The sequence below is a fragment of the Chryseobacterium indologenes genome (assembly GCF_002025665.1).
Lineage (GTDB): Bacteria > Bacteroidota > Bacteroidia > Flavobacteriales > Weeksellaceae > Chryseobacterium > Chryseobacterium metallicongregator.
This window is the reverse complement of sequence record NZ_CP018786.1, coordinates 2,579,115-2,598,625: the sequence shown is the minus strand read 5'-3', so window position 1 is coordinate 2,598,625 and position 19,511 is coordinate 2,579,115. Positions and strand designations below refer to the sequence as shown.

Here is a 19,511-nt window from a genome sequence, read left to right as displayed (position 1 = left end):
AAACCTAAATTAAAACCTTAACTCCCGAATTTTAAATTTTAAACTTTAAACCTTGAACCTTGAACCTTGAACCTCACACTCTAAACAATTGGTTCTGAATAGTTAATTTTAAATTCTAAAAAACAAATAAATAGTCTATTTACCGTATTTTCACGGAATTTGTAGAAAATTATTCCTATTAATGTCAATAAATTACTACTTTTAAAATAAAATTGTTGTAAAAATATTTTTTCAAACTTATGAGATATATTATCTTTACAAGTCATAATCAGAGGAAACACTATGTATGAGAGTAATATTGTAGATATGCATTACAATAAGCTGCAGACAGACTTTAAGGCTGAAGCTGTAGCTGTTAACCTTTTGAAATACCACCGTGCGGTAAGCAATATATTCATAGAGAGGGTTGGTGTAAACGACCGTGCTTACCTGAAAGACATTAAAAGTATTTCAAGCAGTTATTTAGGATTTGATGAGGAAGTCTTTACTATAGAGAGCTACAGAGAAGGTATTTACGATTATCTTCCGGAAGGTTTATTTCATCCGCCGTCTCTCGGGGCTTCCAGAAAGAATGTAGATACTGTGGTAAGGGAAATCCGGAAACAGAAAAGGGTAGAAGATGATGCCCGTAAGTTTTTCCGACCTTTTGAGCTGGAAGTATTTTTTACAGAAATCAGTGCTTTGCTTAAAGAATCAGAATTTGATATTACAAGCAGTACAGATTCTTTACTGGAAACAGTAAGTGAGCTTTGGCCTATGATCAAAATGCTGGACAAGCAGAGTGCCTATATTTTTATGCATATTTTACCATTTTTCCACCAGATAAGAGGAGACAAAAGATGGTTTGAAAGATGCATGACTGCTTTTCTGCAGGTACCGGTACAAGTTACTTTTTCTCCTAATATTATTGACGGAATTGAGAAAAATGACGATTCCATGTTATTGGGAAATTCGAGATTAGGAGTCACCTATATTCCAAGCGGGCCTCATATGGATGGACAGCGAAATTGGGTGGTGAACATTGGACCTATTCCTTATGGGGATATGAAGAAGTATATTCCTGGAAGTCCTTTCAGAAATGTGCTTCAGGCACTGTATGATTATTTTCTTCCTGTAACAGTAGATGTGGAAGAGAATTTTGTTACAGAAAAAGAGGAATATTCATTCAGTCTTGAAGACGATGAAAGAAATGCCAGCCGCCTTGGATACTCTACATTCCTCTAAATTATTTTATTATATTTACAGCTACCAACAAAGTATAAATTCGAAAAGAAACAAATGGAAATTTCTTCAGTAAAAGGTATTTTTTTAAGGTATATCTTAATGCCTTTAATCGCAATTATTATGATGGTTATACTCGGTGTAATCAGGAGAAATAAACCTGCGATCAAAATTAAAGTAATTATTATATACGTACTGCTTTGCAGCTTATGTCTGGCTATCCCGGGTGTTTTTGGATTTGCGGGAAACCTTTTTAATCCGTACTGGTACCTTATTGCACAGGTTATTTATCTTATTTTTGGGATTATTCATGTGAATCTGTTACATAAATATTTCAAAAAGCATATTGATTCTCTGGCAATGAGTATTCTGTTTGAGTCTATTCTTTCATTAACGTGTATGGCTTTGGGAGGATATCTTTTCACTCTGATTTTTAACTGGATGAGCAAAGGCACAGGATATGCTGTAATGGCAGCTACAAGTATGGTCATCTTTGTGGTTCCGATGGTATTTTATTACTGCTATATTCAGTTTATCAGTATTCCTTTTGATATTTATAAAACTTGGAGATATTCACCGGAGCAGAAACTTCCTGATTTTGAAGGTGCAGATTTTGACAGATTGATGGTACTGAATGTTGAACTGAGCAAAAAATTAGAAGATACCAACCGTTTCAGAATTAAAGCAAAAACGCTTCCTACAGGAGTTACTTTCGGAGATTGGTTCTACAGAGTGGTGGATGATTACAACCACAAAAATCCAGGTTCTATTATTCACCTTTCAGACGAAGGAAATGAGCCTTACTACTGGATCTTTTACACTAAAAAATCGTTTTTCAGCTTTAGAAAATATATAGATTTCGACCACGACATTACGACAAACAACATTTCTGAAAATGAAGTGGTGATTTGTAAGAGAGTTATTCAGCATGAAGAGGAGGGAGTCACAAGAAAATCATAAACACAAAAAATTAAAAAGTATTAAACATGATACAGCCTATTAAACATTTTGCAATCAATTGGGTGGATGGGATGAAAGTGTCCCAGAGGCACCTTAATGATCAGGATAATTTCTTAATTGATACCATCAGAGATTCCAATTCCCTTGGAATTACTACATATAACTACGGACTTTTACCTATTTCCAATGAATTTACAGACCGTACCATTTTTGATGTTCATAACACGGCAACCAATGATGTACAGCTTGTCATTAAGCGTTGCAGTGCTGTTACGATGGCAGGATACCGTATTGAGTTGACAGACAGACGAATCAGCGTGAAATCATTGGCAAAATCAATGAACGAAGAACAGGCTGATGGGGAATATTATATTTTGATCTCTGTAAATCCTTTTGATAAAGTACCTTTTGGAGATATTGATCCTGAGGAAATTCCACCACGCCACCCAAGTGCACAACCGAATCACCATATTGAACTTCTTCCTGTAACGTCTTTAAACAGCAGCTATTCAGGTGGAAATTATCTTATCATTGGTAAGGTAGATTTAAAAGGAAATATTGCTCAGGTGGATTCCAATTTTATTCCGCCCTGTACTTCTGTACAGAGTCATCCGGCTTTGGTAGATTATTACAGCAGCTATGCGAAATCTATCGGAAATCTTCAGCAGTATGCTTTTAAAATCATTCAGAAAGCATCTCATAAAAATCAGAATACCGCGTTGGCACAAAACGTTAAGTTCTTGTGTACTACCATGGTGAATACTTTTGGAGATATGTATTTCCAGTTCAGAAATATTACGCCTTGGCAGCCACCTGTATTTTTAATTGAGTCTTTTGCAAGACTGGCGCTTCATTTATACAATTCAACCCAGCTTCTTGTTCCTGCAGAATTGGAGGAAATGCTGAACTACAGTTTGGAATGGAGTGAGATTGCTCCTCATACCTTATTGAACCAGTTGTCTATTGTAGCAGAAACAAACTATGATCACCATAATTGTGGAGAGCCATTGCTTTATATTCAACAGATGTTGAGAAGCCTTGAAATTATCTTCTCTAAACTGAGCGAGCTTGATTATATCGGTCAGAGAAAAGAAAATATCATTGTTAATGAGCAGGAAGTTTCTACCAACACGAACCCAAAAAGAGGTTGGAGTGTTTTAGATTAAAATTATTAAGTAAAAATAGAGTCCCGGATGAAAATTCGGGATTTTTTATAGGCTTATTTTGAAAAAATTAAAAGTAAATTTGTTGTAAGGATTGATAAAATGAATTCAGAGTTTATAAGAAAAGATACTCCGGGATGTTCGGATAAAATATTTTTAAACAGTGCAGGCGCATCATTAATGCCTAAAACCGTTGTGGAGGCTACCATTAAGTTTTTATATCAGGAACAGGAATTGGGAGGCTATGCGGCAGCGGTGCAAAACCCAGGTCTCATCAATCAGTTTTACGAAGAGACGGCAAAATTGATTAATACAAAGCCTTCCAATATTGCATTTGCAGGCAGTTCTACAGATGGATATGCAAAAGCTTTGTCCAGTATTGATTTTAAAGAAGGAGACTCTATCATTACCACCAATGATGATTATATTTCCAATCAGATTGCTTTTATTTCTTTGCAGAAAAGGTATCAAATTGAAATCATCAGGGTCGCCAATCTTCCTGACCATGAATTGGATCTTGAAGATTTCGAAAGATTAATTAAAAAACATAATCCTAAATTAATTGCTGTTACTCATATTCCAACTAATTCCGGTTTAATTCAGAATGTAGAAGGAGTGGGGAAGTTGTGTAAACAATATGATGTTCTGTATCTTGTGGATGCTTGTCAGTCAGTAGGACAGATTGTGGTGGATGTAGAAAAAATCCATTGTGATTTTCTGACGGCAACCGGAAGGAAATTTATGCGAGGACCAAGAGGAACTGGATTTTTATACGTTTCAGATAAAGTATTAAACCAGAAAATGTATCCATTGTTTTTAGATAGTTTTGGTGCTCAATGGACCGCATTTAATGATTTTCAGCTTTATGACACAGCCAAAAGATTTGAGCTTTTTGAAAGACCTTATGCTGCTTTGGTGGGATTTGCAGAAGCTTTGCGCTATGCCAATGTCATTGGAATGGATCAGATTGAGAGCTACAACCGGAAGTTGGCAGATACATTAAGAATCAATCTGCAGAATAATGATTTCAGAGTGTTGGATAAAGGAAACAGGTTAAGCAGTATTGTTACTTTTTGCCAGGCAGATGGAAAGGTAGAAAAAATCCATAAGGCTTTGAGTGATCATAAGGTGTTTTTTAAGGAAAACCACAGAGAGGATGCTTTAATTGATTTTTCCTATAAAAATGTAGACCACGCGATCCGGCTATCTCCCCATTATTTCAATACGATGGAAGAAATTGAAAAAGTATCACAACTTTTAGAAAATATATGATGGTTTAAAATTTGAAGCGCCCTGGCATTCGTCAGGGCGCTCCGATTTTATTTTTTGTTCAGAAGATCAAGCGTATGTTCTACGTGTCCGCCTCCTTTCCATTCATCGTGTCCAGGAATAATCAGGGTAGCTTGTGAATATTTGTTTTTAAGTTTTGTCATGGTTTGCGGCCATTGTGCAACGTTGGCTTCTCCCGTGTAGCCAAGATCAACGGCTGCTTTGCTCTTGACAAGACATCCTCCATCAAGTATTTTATATTTTGGAAACCAAACCACTACATTATCAGCAGTATGTCCTTCACCAAGAAAGTCTACTATAAATTCTTCTCCACCAATATGGTAAGGTTTTCCTGTTTTAATAAGTTCTGTAGAAGTTGCTTTTCCATCTTTCTTCAAAAGCTCGTTGGTTTTCGCTGTAGCGTAGGTTTTGATCCCTTTCTTATTATAAAAGCTTAAATCTCCGGCTCTGTCTTCATGTGAATGCGTTGCAAATACAGCTATCACAGGAAGATGATGACGTTTTTGAATTGTATCCAAAAGACTTTGATACTGTGTTTTCTGCCAGGGAACATCAAACAAAACAACCCCTTTTTTGGTCACCAGATAAACGGCATTGGTAGAATATTCTTTACCTCCGAATACCCCGAAAGTTTTATAAATATAAAAATTGGGTTGAATCTGTGGTTCAATTACAAAGTCTCTTATCTGAGTGGTTTGGGCATTTGCCAATGGGCTTAGCAACATCGAAATAATAAAAAACGGAATGCTTTTTTTCATAATTTTTTAAAGTAATAATTAAAATGTTTGTATTTGTCAGAAAAGACAAAGTCGGTAGATTGTTTTGCAAACCTAACTAAAAATAATTTTCCGGATAATGTAAAAAGGGAGTTTAACCGTTTTTTAACGATTTCAGGTAAAATTACTTCTTCACATTTATAATGTTACAACAACATATGAATAGGAATTTCAAGTCCTGATTTTACTGTATTCATAGAAACTAACGTTCTGAAATGTTTGATATTATCATTACCATAAAATATTCTGCGGGTAAGCTGTTCATAGTCTTTCATAGAAGAAACAACAATAATCAATACAAAATCTGACTCTCCCGTCACGTAGTAACATTGCTGAACTTCAGGAGCAGAGGTGAATAATGTCTGTGCTTGATCTATCTGGTCAATTAAGTTGTTTATGATGCTTTTTGTAAAATAACAAACCTCACAGGTTATAAAAACGTGTGAGGTTTATTTTCTCAGTTTTAATGACTTATTTCTTAACCAGTATTTTCTCAGTCGCCTTTTTGCTTAAAATTTCTGTTTTGCCCTCAATTTCTATCGTCATTGATTTATCAAAACTTTCTATTTTTACAATTTTTACTTTTGTATTGAGAAGTAATTTTCTGTCGTTCAGATACGTCAGGAAAGCATCATCGGAAAGGGTAACAGAGGCGAAAGTTACATTTTCTCCCGGTTCACAACTGCTTAATTTTTGCAGATCCTGGGCGATAATATTACCGTCTTTATCAGGAATAGGTTCTCCATGAGGATCGAATTTAGGATGATCCAGAATTTCGTCCATTTTATCAAAAAAGATTTGAGAATGCACATGCTCAAGCTGTTCTGCAATCTCATGAACGTTTTCCCAGCCGAAATTCATTTTCTTAACCAGGAACATTTCGGTAAGCCGGTGTTTACGAACAACCAGGGCAGCTTCACGTCTCCCGCTTTCTGTCACGATTAAGGGTTTGTAGGTTTCATAAATGACCCATTTTTTTTCCGCAAATTTCTTCATCATGTTATTGACACTCGGCATTTTTACATTTAAAAATTTGCTGAGCTCATTAATCGTAACCTTTCCTTCATTGTCAACTAAATGAAACAAAGCTTTCAGGTAATTCTCTTCTGTTAGGGTTGTTTTCAAAATGTTAGATGATTTTCAGTACAAATCTAACAAAATAAAATGAAAAGTTGACTCTTGTTATTTTAACTTTTTTTACTTTTACTCTATGAAATTTTCATTCAAAAACGATTATTCTGAAGGCTGCCATCCTAATATTTTACAGGCACTTTCACAGTATAATCTTGTACAGCAGGCTGGCTATGGAGAAGATGAGTATTCATTAAAAGCGAAAGCATTAATTAAAGAAAAAATCAACAATCCGGATTCGGAAGTTTTTTTAGTTTCTGGTGGAACGCAGGCGAACTTAATTGTTATTTCTGCCATTCTAAAACCTTATCAGTGTGTTATTTCTGCTGCTCCCGGGCATATACTGAATAATGAAACAGGAGCTATTGAAGCTACAGGCCATAAAATATTGGGTATTGAAACAGCAGATGGAAAAATAAAACCTTCAGATATTGTTCCAATTTTAGAGGGCCACAGTAATGTTCCGCATCAGGTGATGCCTAAACTGGTATATATCTCGAATTCTACAGAGTTGGGAACAATCTACCAGGCAAAAGAACTGGAAGAACTCTCCGCATTTTGTAAGGAAAATAAATTATACCTGTTTATGGATGGAGCAAGGCTGGGGCATGGACTGACAGCAGAGATCAGTGATCTGACCCTTGAAAAAGTAGCTGCTCTTACTGATATTTTCTATCTTGGAGGAACTAAAAACGGAGCTTTGATAGGAGAGGCAATTGTAATAAATAATCCTGTGCTGCAGGAAGATTTTGCTTTTAATATCAAACAAAAAGGAGCGTTACTGGCAAAAGGTAGACTGTTGGGAATTCAGTTTATGGAACTCATGAAAGACAATCTGTATTTTGATCTGGCAAGACATGCCAATCAGCAGGCGATGAAAATTAAAAAGGCTTTGCAGGAAAAAGGAACAGCTTTTCTTTCAGATACCTATACCAACCAGATTTTTCCTATTTTAAATAATGATCTTATTGAGGTATTATCAGAGAATTTTGAATTCTATGTCTGGAAAAAAGTAGATGAAAATTTTTCAGCCATTCGTCTTATTACTTCATGGAGCACAGGAGATGAAGCTGTAAACCGTTTTATTGAAATTATTGAACAGAATTAATATAAAATGAAAAGGCTGTCTCGAAAGTGCCATAGAGAACTTTTGAGACAGCCTTTTTTTATTTTATAACAGATTATTTTTTCAAAGCTTCACTTACGGCCTTACAATCTGCAGGGCTTAGCTTCTGTCCGTCTTTATAGCTTATCTTTTTCTCATCAGCATATTTAGACTGTCCGTCTTCTTCTTTATGATCACCAATACCTTCCGTCAAAACATTATCCTTTTGAAGGAAGTAGATATCTCTTTTACTCTTTTTTCCTTCAGAGCTGAATTCATAAGTTAGTTTCAGGGTATCTCCGGATTTGAAACCCGTTACATCTCCTTTTGAGCTGTCTTTTTCACTGTTTTTATAAGATAATTTTCCGGTGATTGTTCCTAAATTGTCATCAATAGAAGCAAAAACACTGTCTTTTCCTGTAGCCCCGATATAACAGAACGATTTTGGCCCAAGAGTATCTATTACAGGTTCTTCCACAGCAATGGTATCTGCTTCCACTTTGGGAGCCGGTGCTTCAGTTTTCTTATTACAATTGATTAAAAAAGCTGATACAGCGCCCAATAAGATTAATTTTTTCATATCCTTAATTGTTAAAAATCAAATTTCTATTCTGCTAAAATAATAATAGTATTTGTATATTAAAAATAGGATATGAAGAGATAATGATTTTATGATGAAAATTAATATTTCAGAAAATGAATTTTAAGGAAAATATTAATTGAAAAATACATTGAAATTATCAATACTTACGGCATGAATTAACAGGTCGCTCCTCCGGAGCTTTATTATTACGGAGACTTCATTTTTTCTATTAACAGTAGATTCCGATGGGATCAAATTCAGTTCCAATAGGAGCTAACTGTTAATAGTACGTATTCGCTTTAAAATTATAGCTCCAGAGGAGCGATCTGTTAATTATACTTTAATCTAATTGGACAACAATGTTTAAAAATATTGCTCATAATGAAATACTATTTTAATGCTCTTTAAAATGTCTAATGTTTTTAGGCACGAAAAATGATCTACTTTTTAAAATTGATTTAATGAAAAAGATCGCTAAAGTACTAGGCTTGGGATTATGTATGTTGGGTTTATACTTTGTACAAGGACAGGCTCCTCAGAATTATATTTATACGTCCTCGGGAGATCTGCATGGAATTGAAAAGATGATTACCCGCAAAGATATTGGCGGAGTACAGATTGTTTACAACTGGAAGGCTTTGGAAACTTCAAAAGATGTGTATGATTTTTCTGTTATTGAGAAAGATCTGAATTATCTGACAAGCCTCAATAAAAAACTATTTATCCAGCTTCAGGACAGGTTTTTTGAACCACAGGCAAAATATATCCCTGACTATGTGTTGAAAGATAAAGAATATACAGGAGGACTGGTTCCTCAGTATGATAATCCGGGTGAAAATAAACCTGTTGGAAACGGCTGGGCTACCCAGCAATGGAATCCAGCAGTCCGAATGAGATTTCAGAAACTGATAGGAGAGCTGGCAAAGCGATTTGACGGAAAAATTCAGGGGATTAATCTTCCGGAAACAGTGATCGATATTGATATGAAAAAGGATAAAACAGGTTTTAGCTGCGACCGTTATTTTCAGGCCGAATTGGAAAATTTACAATTTGCAAGAACTGCTTTCCATCATTCTTACGTATTGCAATATGTCAATTTCTTTCCGTGTGAATGGGGAAATGATCACCAGTATATGTCCAGGCTGTTCGAGTTTGCTTATAAAAATAATATCGGATTGGGTGGACCCGATATTGTTCCGGATAAAAAAGCACAAATGAAAAATTCTTATCCTTTTTTTAATCAATATAAAGGAAAGCTTTCTTTGGTAGCCATGGCCGTTCAGGAGCCGACGCTGACTTACAAAAACCCGAAAACGAACAAACCTTTTACCAAAGAAGAATTTACAGAATATGCCGAAAACTATCTTGGCGTTAACATTATTTTCTGGAGTGTGGAATCTCCCTGGTTGAGAGATCCCAATTAACAATTCTCCCTTATATTTTTAATAATCCTCTAAAGCCTCTTGCTGCATAATAAGAATCTGCACCATTGTGATAGGTGAATACAGTGTTGTATCGTCTGTCACAGAAAAGAGCGCCTCCAAGCTCTCGTATTGGAGAGGGTGTCTTGATCCAGCTTGAAGTTTTTTGATCAAACTTTCCTAATTCCTGAAGATGGCGGTATTGTTCTTCTGTCAAAAGTTCAATACCCATTTCGGAAGCGGTATCAATGACATTGCTTTCCGGTTTGTTGGCTTTTCTGGCATCCCAGGCATGATAATCATAGCATAAACTTCTGCGTTTTGGGCTTTCCGGAGAGCAGTCCACAAAGGAATATTCATCCGTTTTTTTATTGTAATCTACCACGTCGGGTTCACCTTCTGTGGCTTCCATTTCGTGTAAAGACCGGATTTTTTCGGGGTGGGATTCCAGTTTTTGCTGGATTTTTTCCCATTTCATGTCTTTATGACGGGACATATTTTTTTCGAAACGGGTTTTTAATGTTTTTAAAAGTTCGTTGATTTGTTCCTGGGTTAGTTTATTTTTCATGTCAAATTTTTTTATAATTTATTGTGTTGTGCTGTTTGAAATCGCAAAGGCGCAACTTTCTTAGTGAGAATATTTCTTAAGACGCAAAGATTTTATCTTCGATAAAATTTCTGACTGTTATTCTTTAAAACTATTAATCAATAATAGTGATTTTTCTGTCTGCAGGTCTGAAATACCATGAAATAAGAACCAACACCAATAATAATACGGCCGGAAAAGTTCTGCCAACTGTATCACCCACGATAAGATGAGAGATTACAGCTCCTGACATGACAAAGAAAAATCCTGCATAAGCCCATTCTTTTAAAAGCAGACGCTTAGGAATTAAGATGGCAATAACGCCCAGAATTTTCCAGACTCCGATGATGGTCATCAGATAAGAAGGGTAGCCGAGATTGGTAAAATTGGCCAGTTCATCTTTGTTTTTCATTAGTTGGACAATGGCTGTTGAAACCATTCCCAAAGCCATCCAAAGGGTGAATATCCAATAGATGATTTTTGTTCTTTTTTGTGATGGTTGTGGTGTGTTCATGATTGTTTTTTATATAATTAGTCGTTTAATCCTATTCCGTCCATGATTTGTGGAATGCATTTTTCAATGCGCGCTTCACGGGTTTTTGATTGTTTTGCAGAAGAAAAGTGGAGTAGATAGGCTCTTTGTCTTCCGGGAGTTAATGCTTTAAAAGCCTCCTGTAATGCAGGATTTTGATCCAGCTTCTCTTGAAACTCTTCAGCCATTTCAAACTCTTTTGTTTTCTTCATTTCCACTTTTGCACCTGATTCTTCTATTTCAACAGCTTGAAACATATAAGCCCGAAGAATTTCCTCCAAATCATTAATTTGCGCTACCTCAGTAAAACGAATCTGCCTTGCAGCCTGTACATTTTTAGACTGCTGAATCAGGATATTGTCAGGATCTTTCATCAAAGCTCCCTTAAAGAAGAGAAGTGCACAGTATTCTTTAAAACCGTGGATAAGGAAAATATTTTTCCCTTCATAGGTATAGCAGGGACAGCCCCATTTTAGATCTTCTACAAGCTCAGTACGAAGGGCAATAGCTCTTAACTTTTCAAATTCTTCCTGCCACTGTCCGGCATTTTCGAAGAAAAAATTAACTTTTGGATTCATTGTGTGGTTTGTTTGAGGGTTTGGGAGTATTAGAGTGAGAGAGTTTGGGGTTTCGGGATGTGAGATTCGGGTTATTCAGGTTAGAGTGTTTGAGAGTATTGATTGGGAGAGTTTCGGGTTTCGGGATGCAAGTTATTCAGGGTAGTATATAAACCTCGCACCTCGAAACTCGTATCGTCTATCATCTCTTCGTCTATTATCTTTTATCTATAATCTGCTACCTTCCACCTAACAATTCCTGCAAACGATTATGCGCCATATTAATACCTTGTGCGAATGGCATTTTCAGATGCTGATCTCTGAAGTCTACAGATTTATAAATGGTTTGGATGGTAATCTTGCTGGTGGTATCCGTTAATTTTTCAAATGTTAAAAACTCGATCTGAGCCGGAAAAGGAGTATTTTCCATCTGGAAAGTTCTTATAATTTTTTCATTCTGAACAATATCATGAATAGTTCCATTGGCACTGAAAACTACATCTCCCTGAGGATTTGAGGTTTCGAAGCGGTAACTTCCATGTTGTTTGTTTTCGAAGTGGGTTACTTTCGTTCCCATCCATTGTTCGAACAGTTCAGCTTCTGTATACGCTTTAAAAAGAAGTTCTACAGGAAGATCAAATTCTCTGATGATGAAGATTTCCTGCTGGCCGTCTTCTGCCTGGATTTTTGTTTTAAGTTCCATATTTTGAGTTTGGTGTTTAAGTTTGAGGGTTTGAGGGTTTGAGAGTGTTAGAGTGGGAGAGTTTGATACGTGTTTCGGGGTTTTGTGTTTGCGAGGTTCGAGGTATTGTAGATTTTTAAATTGCAATTCATTTATCCAATTTATCTTGGAACTTTGCACCCCGAAACACGTATCTCGCACCTGGCATCACGCTTCTCTATTCTGATACGCTTTCATAACATCCTCCAGTTTGTTGAACTTTTCATCCCACATCTTGCGGAAAGGTTCTATAAAATCGGCTATTTCTTTCATTTTATTGGGATTTAGGTGATAGATAATTTCTCTGCCGTTTTGTTCAGATCGTAGCAGTTCACATTCTGTAAGGATCTGGAGATGTTTTGAAACAGTGGGTCTTGCCGTATCAAAATTGGAGGCAATCGCTCCTGCTGTCATCGACTGTGTTGCTACCAATATCAATATAGATCGTCTTGTAGGATCTGCTATCGCCTGAAATACATCTCTTCTTAAATTCATCGTGTAGTTATTTGACTATAAATATATGTGTAGTTATTCAGCTACGCAAATATTTTGCAATAAATTTTTGATTATAATGAAAAAAGCTCAACAATATAAGGTAATACATTGTTGAGCTTTGAATTTTTATAGGAGAATAGGGAAGTATGCTTAAGATCTTACTTCCAGATCTTCAACGATATTTATGGCTTCCTGTAAATAGAGGTCTTTTTGCAGATTTTTAATCCATACCTCCGATTTGTTTTTGAATGCTGCGTCATTTTTTTCTCTTTCGATATCCTTTGGATACATAGTGAATGTAAGGCCGCTTTCTAATGTTTTTAACACTTTGAATTTATCATCCTGAGTTTTTCTCTGCTTCATCAGGTCACTATATTTTTGAATACTCAAAGGCACAGTTTTTTCCTTACCCAGATTTTCTTTCCATTGGGCGTACTCAAGTAACAGTTTATAATTATCATTTTTAGCAATTCGCTCTGCGCTTACTTTCTGCAAAGCCTGAATATTGAAGACGTTTTGTTTGTTGAAGCTCGTTCCCGGTATTTTATCCCACGCTAATGCATAGTCATCATATTTTTCTCCGATGTCTGCATAAGAAAAAACATCTTTCATCTGGATATCCGAGCTTACGCCTTTTCTCTGGGTAGACTCTCCGGTAATTCTATAATATTTCTGAATCGTTAGTTTTACCGAACCGAAATCTTCTTCAGTATTTAAAAACCTGTTCAAATCTACAAATACCTGTACGGTTCCTTTTCCATACGATACAGGAGAGCCCATGATAACCGCTCTTCCGTAATCCTGCATTACGCCGGCTAAAATTTCTGCTGCAGAAGCGGATAATTCATTTTGCAGAATCACAAGCGGACCGTTCCAAATGGGCGCTTCATTTTTATTTTTTAACGTGGTAATCTTTCCATTTCCATCCTTCACCTGCACATACGGGCCTGCATCCATGAAAAGTCCCATAATATCACCAACTTCCGTTAAAGAACCTCCGGAATTACCTCTCAGATCGAGAACAATTCCCTGGATATTTTGTTCTTTAAGTTTGATGATTTCTTTTTTAATATCATCAGAAGCATTTCTGCCGTCTTTATCTTCAAAATCAGCATTGAACTTAGGTAAATTAATAAGTCCGTATTTTTTATCGGATGTATTGATGATAATACTTTTAGCAAAAGTATCTTCAATCGATATTTCTTCACGGATAATGGTCACATCCTGAATCGTTCCGTCTTTTTTCTGTACGGTTAAAGTGATCGGAGTTCCTTTTTCACCTCTGATTAATTTGATGGCTTCACTGGAAAGCATATCCACAACATTGACAGGATCAGTATCGGGGGTAGATTTTATTTTTAAGATTTTATCACCTTCCGTCAGCTGTTTGGTTTTCCATGCCGGAGCTCCAATGGATAATGTGCCAATATAGAGGTTTCCTTTCTTCTCCTGTATGACTGCACCTATCCCGATGATCTTTCCTTTGAAGTCCATATCAAAATCTTTCTTTCCCTGCGGCGAATAATAATTGGTATGCGGATCAAAAATATGAGTATAAGCATTCATATAGACGGTAAACCAATCCATTTTTTGTCTTTTCCTGAATCTGATAAATTTTTCTTCCAGAAGATCTTTCACATTTTCTGTCGCTTTTTTTACCTTTTCATCCTGGCTCAGTACTTCGGGCTTGCTGTTGTTATCTTTATTGGTAGAATCATCCTTCTTTTTTTCTTCGCTTTTCCTGTTCAGGGATTCTATTTCCTGGAGAATATTGTATTTCACATATTTCCTCCACTCATTATATTGCTGCTGCTTGTTGGCAGGTGCATTTTTTAGTTTGGGTTCCAATGTTAATATTTCATCCTCTTGGAGATTGATGGGCTTGCTGAAGATATCCTTCGTCATTTTATCAATTTCATCAATCCTTTGATACAATTTATCGACCGTCAGTTTATAAAAAGTCAGATCTCCGGTGTTCAGATAATCGTCCAGTTTGGTTTCATATTTACGAAACTCATCCATGTCAGATTGCAGAAAATAGGTTTTTGTAGGATCTATTGATTCAAAATACTGCTTATACACTTCTTTTGAATACGCATCATTAATAGGTTTGGGGCTGTAATGCAGATAAGACAAAATATTCTTTGTATTGACCATGATGATCTGCATCTTTTCTTCTTCATTGAGAGGAGGACGGAAACCGAACACGAAAAATGTAAGCGGGAGAAGAAGTAATAAACGAACGGTTCTAAAATTTTTCAACATATCTCTGATTGTGCTTTTAATTGAAAACTATCTTTATTTTGTTGTCATTAATTGATCTTTTTTCAATGTAATAATTGAAAACAGCAATAAACAAGAGTTTTCAATGTGCTTTTATAAAATCATGTGAATGTATGAAAAATATTGATAATAAGGAGTTGGGGAGGAGGATTTTAAGATAAGTTTAAGGTTTAATAACAGCCATCCATATTAAAATAAATGATACGAGCAAAACTGTTCTTATTAGCTAAATTATTCTTTTTATATTAAATCAATTACTGTATTTCTTATTTCTTTATAAATGGAAGAATGGCTTTCACTATTTTTTCCAGAGCATTAATTGAAATGTCTTCATTATCATTTTTATCATCAGTATAAGAAACATTGTTTCCAAAATACTTAGCTACTAGTTCTTCTTTAATTTGTTGTTTTTTATCATCTGGTAAAAGTTCAATAAACGGACCTATAGATGCCAATTCTAATTCTAAATTTCGATTCTTCGTTTCTAGATTGCGATGTTTATTGGACTCTTTTGCTGCATATACAGCTGGATAAGTAAGTACAGCAGCAGCTAATATTCTTACTAATGATTTATACAAATTAAATTCTCCATTGCTTAAATCTAGAATTGACTTAATTAATAATACAGACATTAAAATCATAAATCCTAGTGCTATCCATCGGAAAAAATTTGCACTTTTATTATTCTGATTGGCAATTTTCTGATAATTTCCTGTTACCCCTACATTCCCTACAATATTGACAATTTTTTTTGCTTCTTCTAATTTTGTATTTAAATTATTAATTATTAGATCAGATGCTTCTTTAAGTTCAGTTTTCTGATTTTCAAATATTTTACTATTAGTCTCTATATCAGTATTTAATTGTTCTTTGAACGATTTTCTGTCTAATGAAATTTCTTCATTGAATCTTTTCTGCTCAGCCTCGAAAATGTTACTATTATTAACTTTTATTGTCTCAAATTCATTGTTGTAAGTTGCCATTACATTCTGGATCTCAGCTTCTTTTGCTACGAGTTGTCTTTCAAAGTCTTGTAATTTTGTATTTTTATTTGATAAATCTTGCTGTGTTTTAAGTAATTCTGCCTGTATTTTTTTATTATTATCTTGTAGCTTTTGGTAAGCGCTTTCAATGGTGCTTTGAAAACTTGAAATTGCTTTAGAAAAATTAAAGTCATTCTTAGAAACTGCAAAAGGAAGATTACGAACTCTGCTTAAAGCTGATTGGAAATTATTTATAGCATTTGATATATGTCCTGTATTTTTATTTCCATAAAATGTATTGATTTGAGATGTCCCAGCCTCAATTTCAGTAGCTATACTTAAAAGTTCTGCGTCTGTAATAAGAATTGGTATAGTTATTCGTAATTTATCAATGATATATTGATGAACCGTTTTAAAAAATGTAAAGTTTTCAATTCCTATTGACGTCTCTGCATTCTCATTATTAAGTGCATTTTGAAGTTGGTCGAGCTTCTCAAAAACAGAATGATTTTTGAAATTTTCTAGGATCATAGTTTTTTCAGATTAGATTTCTTATAAATTATTTCTTCTCAATCAAAGTTTCCAACTTCTCAATCATCTCTTTCTGCTGCTGAAGCATACGCTCATAAAGCTCCACCATTTTATCAAGAGGATTGAAATTGAAATTAGGATAATAGTTATAACCATTCGATTGATCATTGAACGTATTAGAAATAATATTCACCGCCTGCTCCTCATCAAAATTCTCAATCGCTTCCGCGGGAACTTTCAATATTTGTGCTACCTGCGCCAGAATATCAGATTCTACGGTTTCTTTTTGTTCTAAAAGGGAGATTTTCTTCTGGTTCCAGTCGTCGCCCAGTTCAAAAGCCAATGCTTCCTGTTTGATGCCCAGCATTTCGCGGAAACGCTTTATATTTCTACCTTGGTGTATTTTTTTATTTTGCATATCTGTGTAACTCATAATAACAAATATAAAGCTTTAGATCAAAAAAATAAAGCGCTGTTTTAAAATAAATACTATTCTAAAATATCCCTGTTTCAGAATAAAATATCCTTTCCTCAGATGGTTTATCCTTCCTATTATCCCTTCATTTGTAGAAAAATAACACCTATGAAAAGAAAAAGAAGAATGAACAGCAGCAAATATAATGAACTGAACAATCGTTACCTTACGGTTTTCCTCAAATCATTTTCAAGAGCGTATGGCAAAATAGTCTACTTCCCCGAAATAAGAATAGCAGGGAAGTGGGTACAGCAATGTGGTTTTAAGGCAGGAGATAAAATACTGGTTACGGTGAGCAGAAACCAGATTATTTTGGAAAGGGAAGTGGATTATGAAGGATCAGTATGATTTTTTTGATAGTTTCTTGCAGATTTAGGAGATTGAGCAGATTTTTATTAGTTATTATCTGCGATATCTGCTTGATCTGCGGAAGATTTTTAGATTGTTTATTTTATAAAAACACCGATATATTTTCCATTGTATTCTACTACAGTCGTTTCTATGTTTTTTTTGATACAAAAATCCTGATAAGCAGAATTGTCGCCAATATCATCACTAATAAAGACTGCCCCAGACTTCAGTTTTTTATAAATCTGCTGGTAAGCCCACATTCTTCCGTGGTAACTTTTGTCAGAATCATAGTGGAAAACATCAAAAGAGGAAACCTTTTTAAAAATTTTAGGTAATGATTCCCTATCTGCAAAACGGAATAACTGCCAATATTTTGTAAGATTTTCCGGAACAACATATCCTACATACTGATCACCATCCTGAGCAAGATAAGGCATGTCTGAGCTATAGAGTGTACCATTTCTTTTTTGAAGCGAAAGTAATATGGCCAGAGAAGACCATCCATAAGCCACACCTGTTTCCAGAACATTTTGTGCTTTGGTAAATTCGCAGGCGTAATAAATGAGCTCCAGAGCACCAGGTCCACCCATTGTAATAGGGCATTCTTTTTCTTTTGAGCTGGCTTTTTCCAGGATGTCAGCATAGGTAGATCTGAAAGGATCTGTATTCATAGCGAAAAGTCTGGAAACTGCTTCTTTTTGGGAAACTGCTATGGAGGCAGCCCAGGAATTTGTTTTTGCTTTTCCTTTGAACGGACTTCTTCTGCTTACCGTATTTTTAATGATTTTTCTGCCCAGTTCAGGATAAAGAGCAGGTCTTTTAAGATAAGCTACAAATGTTTTGAGAACTGTTGACATTTCATTGATTGTATTAAAGTTACAAGACAAATGTATCCTATTAAAAACCATATTACATTGATGCAATATTAATTTTGAGAGTAAATCTGTTTAAGATTTTTTAATAAATAGAGTCCGGTAATAGATCAGTGAAATATCTTATTTTGATATAAATATTAAGTTTTAAAGCATTGATTTGCTTTGTTTAAAAAAAACTAATGATGGGTAAGTGAACGTGCTATGAGAGTCGCTCGCAGATTTGGATGATTAGGCAGATGTTTATAGAATAACTTGCGGGATCTCTTTGATTCGCAAAAGATAGTATTCTTTGATTCTCATCTGTTTAAGGGAGAAATCATTTCTTTATATTGGAGGAAGAGTTTTTGCTTTTCTCTTTACAAAAATGTCTGTCCAAAAATATATGGAGTACGGTCATAAAAACGGCAATACTATTCTGCTTTTTCACTGGGGGTAGGTATTTTGTTTTTCATTAACACACTAAAAAGTGTGTTGTTTGCAAATGTATAAAATAATTGTATAAACAGAAAGAAAAATGAGACCAAATTATCAGGATAATTTTCAAGGGTTTATGGCTGCGGAAAGCTATACTCAGGAAATTGCCCTATCTTTGGGGTTTCTATGCTTTCTGGCATTAATCAATAGTATTCGAAAATGAAATTTTTATTAGACCTTTTATTCCGTGTTGTTCAGCTTTTTACAGAACCTTATTTTTTAGTATTTCTTGCAGTAGTTATCATTGCTCTCCTCAAAAGAAAAAACAAAAGCAAAAATCTGAGGATAGGAGTTGGCTTTTTTGCTGTTTTAATGGTCCTGTTTATAGGAAATGGCTTTCTGGGAAAACTGATTTCCAGATATCTGCAGAAAAATTACGTGAGTACGGTTGTGAGTAAAAATAGAGCTCCTCAAAATCCTGTTATTGTTGTATTGGGTGGTGGAGTTGTAGATTTTGAATATACAGAAAAGCTGCATACCATGTCTTATTCCAGAATGGTAATGGCTTATCAGCTGTATCATGAATACAAGGCCAATAATCTGACTTGTAAAATCCTGATTTCCGGAAAAGGAAGAGGGCACAAAAGTGAAGCAGAATTATTCAGTGAAAATTTTAAAAGAATGGGCGTATCAGATGCTGATATCATAAAAGAAGATAAAAGCATGAATACGTATGAAAATGCAAAATATTCCAGCAAGATCTTACAACAGATGGCTCCTTCTGATGTATACCTGGTTACTTCCGGGTTTCATATGAAAAGGTCTATGGCTTTGTTTCAGACATTTGGATTAAACCCAGTTCCACAAGCCTCAGATTTTATAGATACTGAAACTACTGTATTTCCTAACAGCTATAATGCGGCATTTACTTTTGTGATGCTCAAAGAAGTGTTGGGAATATGGCAGGTGCAGCTGTATAATAGCCTGGGATTGAATGGATAGTTATATGTTTTTGCTTATAAAGAATGGTGTTTAATAAGACATCTATAAAAAATTAA

At 35.1% G+C, this 19,511-nt stretch carries 21 protein-coding genes; 8 read left to right on the top strand and 13 right to left on the bottom strand.

The window, feature by feature from the left end:
- Positions 1-306 precede the first annotated feature (306 nt).
- From BUE84_RS11780 to BUE84_RS11765, 4 genes are all read left to right on the top strand, one after another.
- The gene (locus BUE84_RS11780) at positions 307-1,224 is read left to right on the top strand and encodes a type VI secretion system baseplate subunit TssG (protein WP_238594413.1); all 918 of its coding nucleotides are present in this window, start codon (positions 307-309) and stop codon (positions 1,222-1,224) included.
- Positions 1,225-1,344: 120 nt separating this feature from the next.
- Positions 1,345-2,181: a TssN family type VI secretion system protein gene (locus BUE84_RS11775; protein WP_238594412.1), complete on the top strand. Its 837-nt coding sequence runs from the start codon at positions 1,345-1,347 to the stop codon at positions 2,179-2,181.
- Between the two features lie 26 nt (positions 2,182-2,207).
- Positions 2,208-3,347 carry a hypothetical protein gene (locus BUE84_RS11770; protein WP_034697821.1) on the top strand — a complete coding sequence of 380 codons (1,140 nt, stop codon included), beginning with the start codon at positions 2,208-2,210 and terminating at the stop codon, positions 3,345-3,347.
- Positions 3,348-3,446: 99 nt separating this feature from the next.
- Entirely contained in the window at positions 3,447-4,616 is a 1,170-nt protein-coding gene (locus BUE84_RS11765) for an aminotransferase class V-fold PLP-dependent enzyme (RefSeq protein WP_167595389.1), read from the top strand.
- A 47-nt stretch (positions 4,617-4,663) separates the two neighbouring features.
- On the opposite strand, the gene blaIND is transcribed toward BUE84_RS11765, so the two are convergent.
- From blaIND to BUE84_RS11750, 3 genes are all read right to left on the bottom strand, one after another.
- A complete protein-coding gene (gene blaIND, locus BUE84_RS11760; protein WP_079241800.1) occupies positions 4,664-5,392 on the bottom strand; it encodes an IND family subclass B1 metallo-beta-lactamase in 729 nt (242 codons plus the stop codon).
- A 164-nt stretch (positions 5,393-5,556) separates the two neighbouring features.
- A complete protein-coding gene (locus tag BUE84_RS24815; RefSeq protein ID WP_238594411.1) occupies positions 5,557-5,730 on the bottom strand; it encodes an Lrp/AsnC ligand binding domain-containing protein in 174 nt (57 codons plus the stop codon).
- A 151-nt stretch (positions 5,731-5,881) separates the two neighbouring features.
- The gene (locus BUE84_RS11750; RefSeq protein ID WP_034697829.1) at positions 5,882-6,535 is read right to left on the bottom strand and encodes a metal-dependent transcriptional regulator; all 654 of its coding nucleotides are present in this window, start codon (positions 6,533-6,535) and stop codon (positions 5,882-5,884) included.
- Positions 6,536-6,620: 85 nt separating this feature from the next.
- Between BUE84_RS11750 and BUE84_RS11745 the strand changes: the two genes are divergently transcribed.
- Positions 6,621-7,649, top strand: coding sequence for a threonine aldolase family protein (locus BUE84_RS11745; protein WP_079241798.1), 1,029 nt, complete (start codon positions 6,621-6,623; stop codon positions 7,647-7,649).
- A 73-nt stretch (positions 7,650-7,722) separates the two neighbouring features.
- Here BUE84_RS11745 and BUE84_RS11740 read toward each other — a convergent pair whose 3' ends face one another.
- Entirely contained in the window at positions 7,723-8,226 is a 504-nt protein-coding gene (locus BUE84_RS11740) for a hypothetical protein (RefSeq protein ID WP_079241797.1), read from the bottom strand.
- A gap of 464 nt (positions 8,227-8,690) precedes the next feature.
- Between BUE84_RS11740 and BUE84_RS11735 the strand changes: the two genes are divergently transcribed.
- Positions 8,691-9,653 (top strand): hypothetical protein, encoded by a 963-nt coding sequence (locus tag BUE84_RS11735; RefSeq protein WP_079243927.1) that lies wholly within the window; start codon positions 8,691-8,693, stop codon positions 9,651-9,653.
- 10 nt (positions 9,654-9,663) lie between these two features.
- On the opposite strand, the gene BUE84_RS11730 is transcribed toward BUE84_RS11735, so the two are convergent.
- The 8 genes from BUE84_RS11730 to BUE84_RS11695 all read right to left on the bottom strand — a co-directional run bounded on the left by BUE84_RS11730 (position 9,664) and on the right by BUE84_RS11695 (position 16,771).
- A complete protein-coding gene (locus tag BUE84_RS11730) occupies positions 9,664-10,218 on the bottom strand; it encodes a DUF4256 domain-containing protein (protein ID WP_079241796.1) in 555 nt (184 codons plus the stop codon).
- 133 nt (positions 10,219-10,351) lie between these two features.
- Positions 10,352-10,750 carry a DoxX family protein gene (locus BUE84_RS11725; RefSeq protein WP_079241795.1) on the bottom strand — a complete coding sequence of 133 codons (399 nt, stop codon included), beginning with the start codon at positions 10,748-10,750 and terminating at the stop codon, positions 10,352-10,354.
- A gap of 17 nt (positions 10,751-10,767) precedes the next feature.
- The gene (locus BUE84_RS11720; protein WP_079241794.1) at positions 10,768-11,346 is read right to left on the bottom strand and encodes a YdeI/OmpD-associated family protein; all 579 of its coding nucleotides are present in this window, start codon (positions 11,344-11,346) and stop codon (positions 10,768-10,770) included.
- Positions 11,347-11,563: 217 nt separating this feature from the next.
- Entirely contained in the window at positions 11,564-12,028 is a 465-nt protein-coding gene (locus BUE84_RS11715; protein WP_079241793.1) for an SRPBCC domain-containing protein, read from the bottom strand.
- 186 nt (positions 12,029-12,214) lie between these two features.
- Positions 12,215-12,541, bottom strand: coding sequence for an ArsR/SmtB family transcription factor (locus BUE84_RS11710; RefSeq protein ID WP_079241792.1), 327 nt, complete (start codon positions 12,539-12,541; stop codon positions 12,215-12,217).
- A 150-nt stretch (positions 12,542-12,691) separates the two neighbouring features.
- Entirely contained in the window at positions 12,692-14,806 is a 2,115-nt protein-coding gene (locus BUE84_RS11705; RefSeq protein WP_079241791.1) for a carboxy terminal-processing peptidase, read from the bottom strand.
- Between the two features lie 284 nt (positions 14,807-15,090).
- Entirely contained in the window at positions 15,091-16,338 is a 1,248-nt protein-coding gene (locus BUE84_RS11700) for a hypothetical protein (RefSeq protein WP_079241790.1), read from the bottom strand.
- Between the two features lie 28 nt (positions 16,339-16,366).
- A complete protein-coding gene (locus BUE84_RS11695) occupies positions 16,367-16,771 on the bottom strand; it encodes a helix-turn-helix transcriptional regulator (RefSeq protein WP_079241789.1) in 405 nt (134 codons plus the stop codon).
- Positions 16,772-16,921: 150 nt separating this feature from the next.
- Between BUE84_RS11695 and BUE84_RS11690 the strand changes: the two genes are divergently transcribed.
- Entirely contained in the window at positions 16,922-17,161 is a 240-nt protein-coding gene (locus BUE84_RS11690; protein ID WP_034697863.1) for a SymE family type I addiction module toxin, read from the top strand.
- A 98-nt stretch (positions 17,162-17,259) separates the two neighbouring features.
- Here BUE84_RS11690 and BUE84_RS11685 read toward each other — a convergent pair whose 3' ends face one another.
- A complete protein-coding gene (locus tag BUE84_RS11685; RefSeq protein ID WP_079241787.1) occupies positions 17,260-18,021 on the bottom strand; it encodes an O-methyltransferase in 762 nt (253 codons plus the stop codon).
- A 651-nt stretch (positions 18,022-18,672) separates the two neighbouring features.
- Between BUE84_RS11685 and BUE84_RS11680 the strand changes: the two genes are divergently transcribed.
- The gene (locus BUE84_RS11680; protein ID WP_079241786.1) at positions 18,673-19,455 is read left to right on the top strand and encodes a YdcF family protein; all 783 of its coding nucleotides are present in this window, start codon (positions 18,673-18,675) and stop codon (positions 19,453-19,455) included.
- Positions 19,456-19,511: the final 56 nt, after the last annotated feature.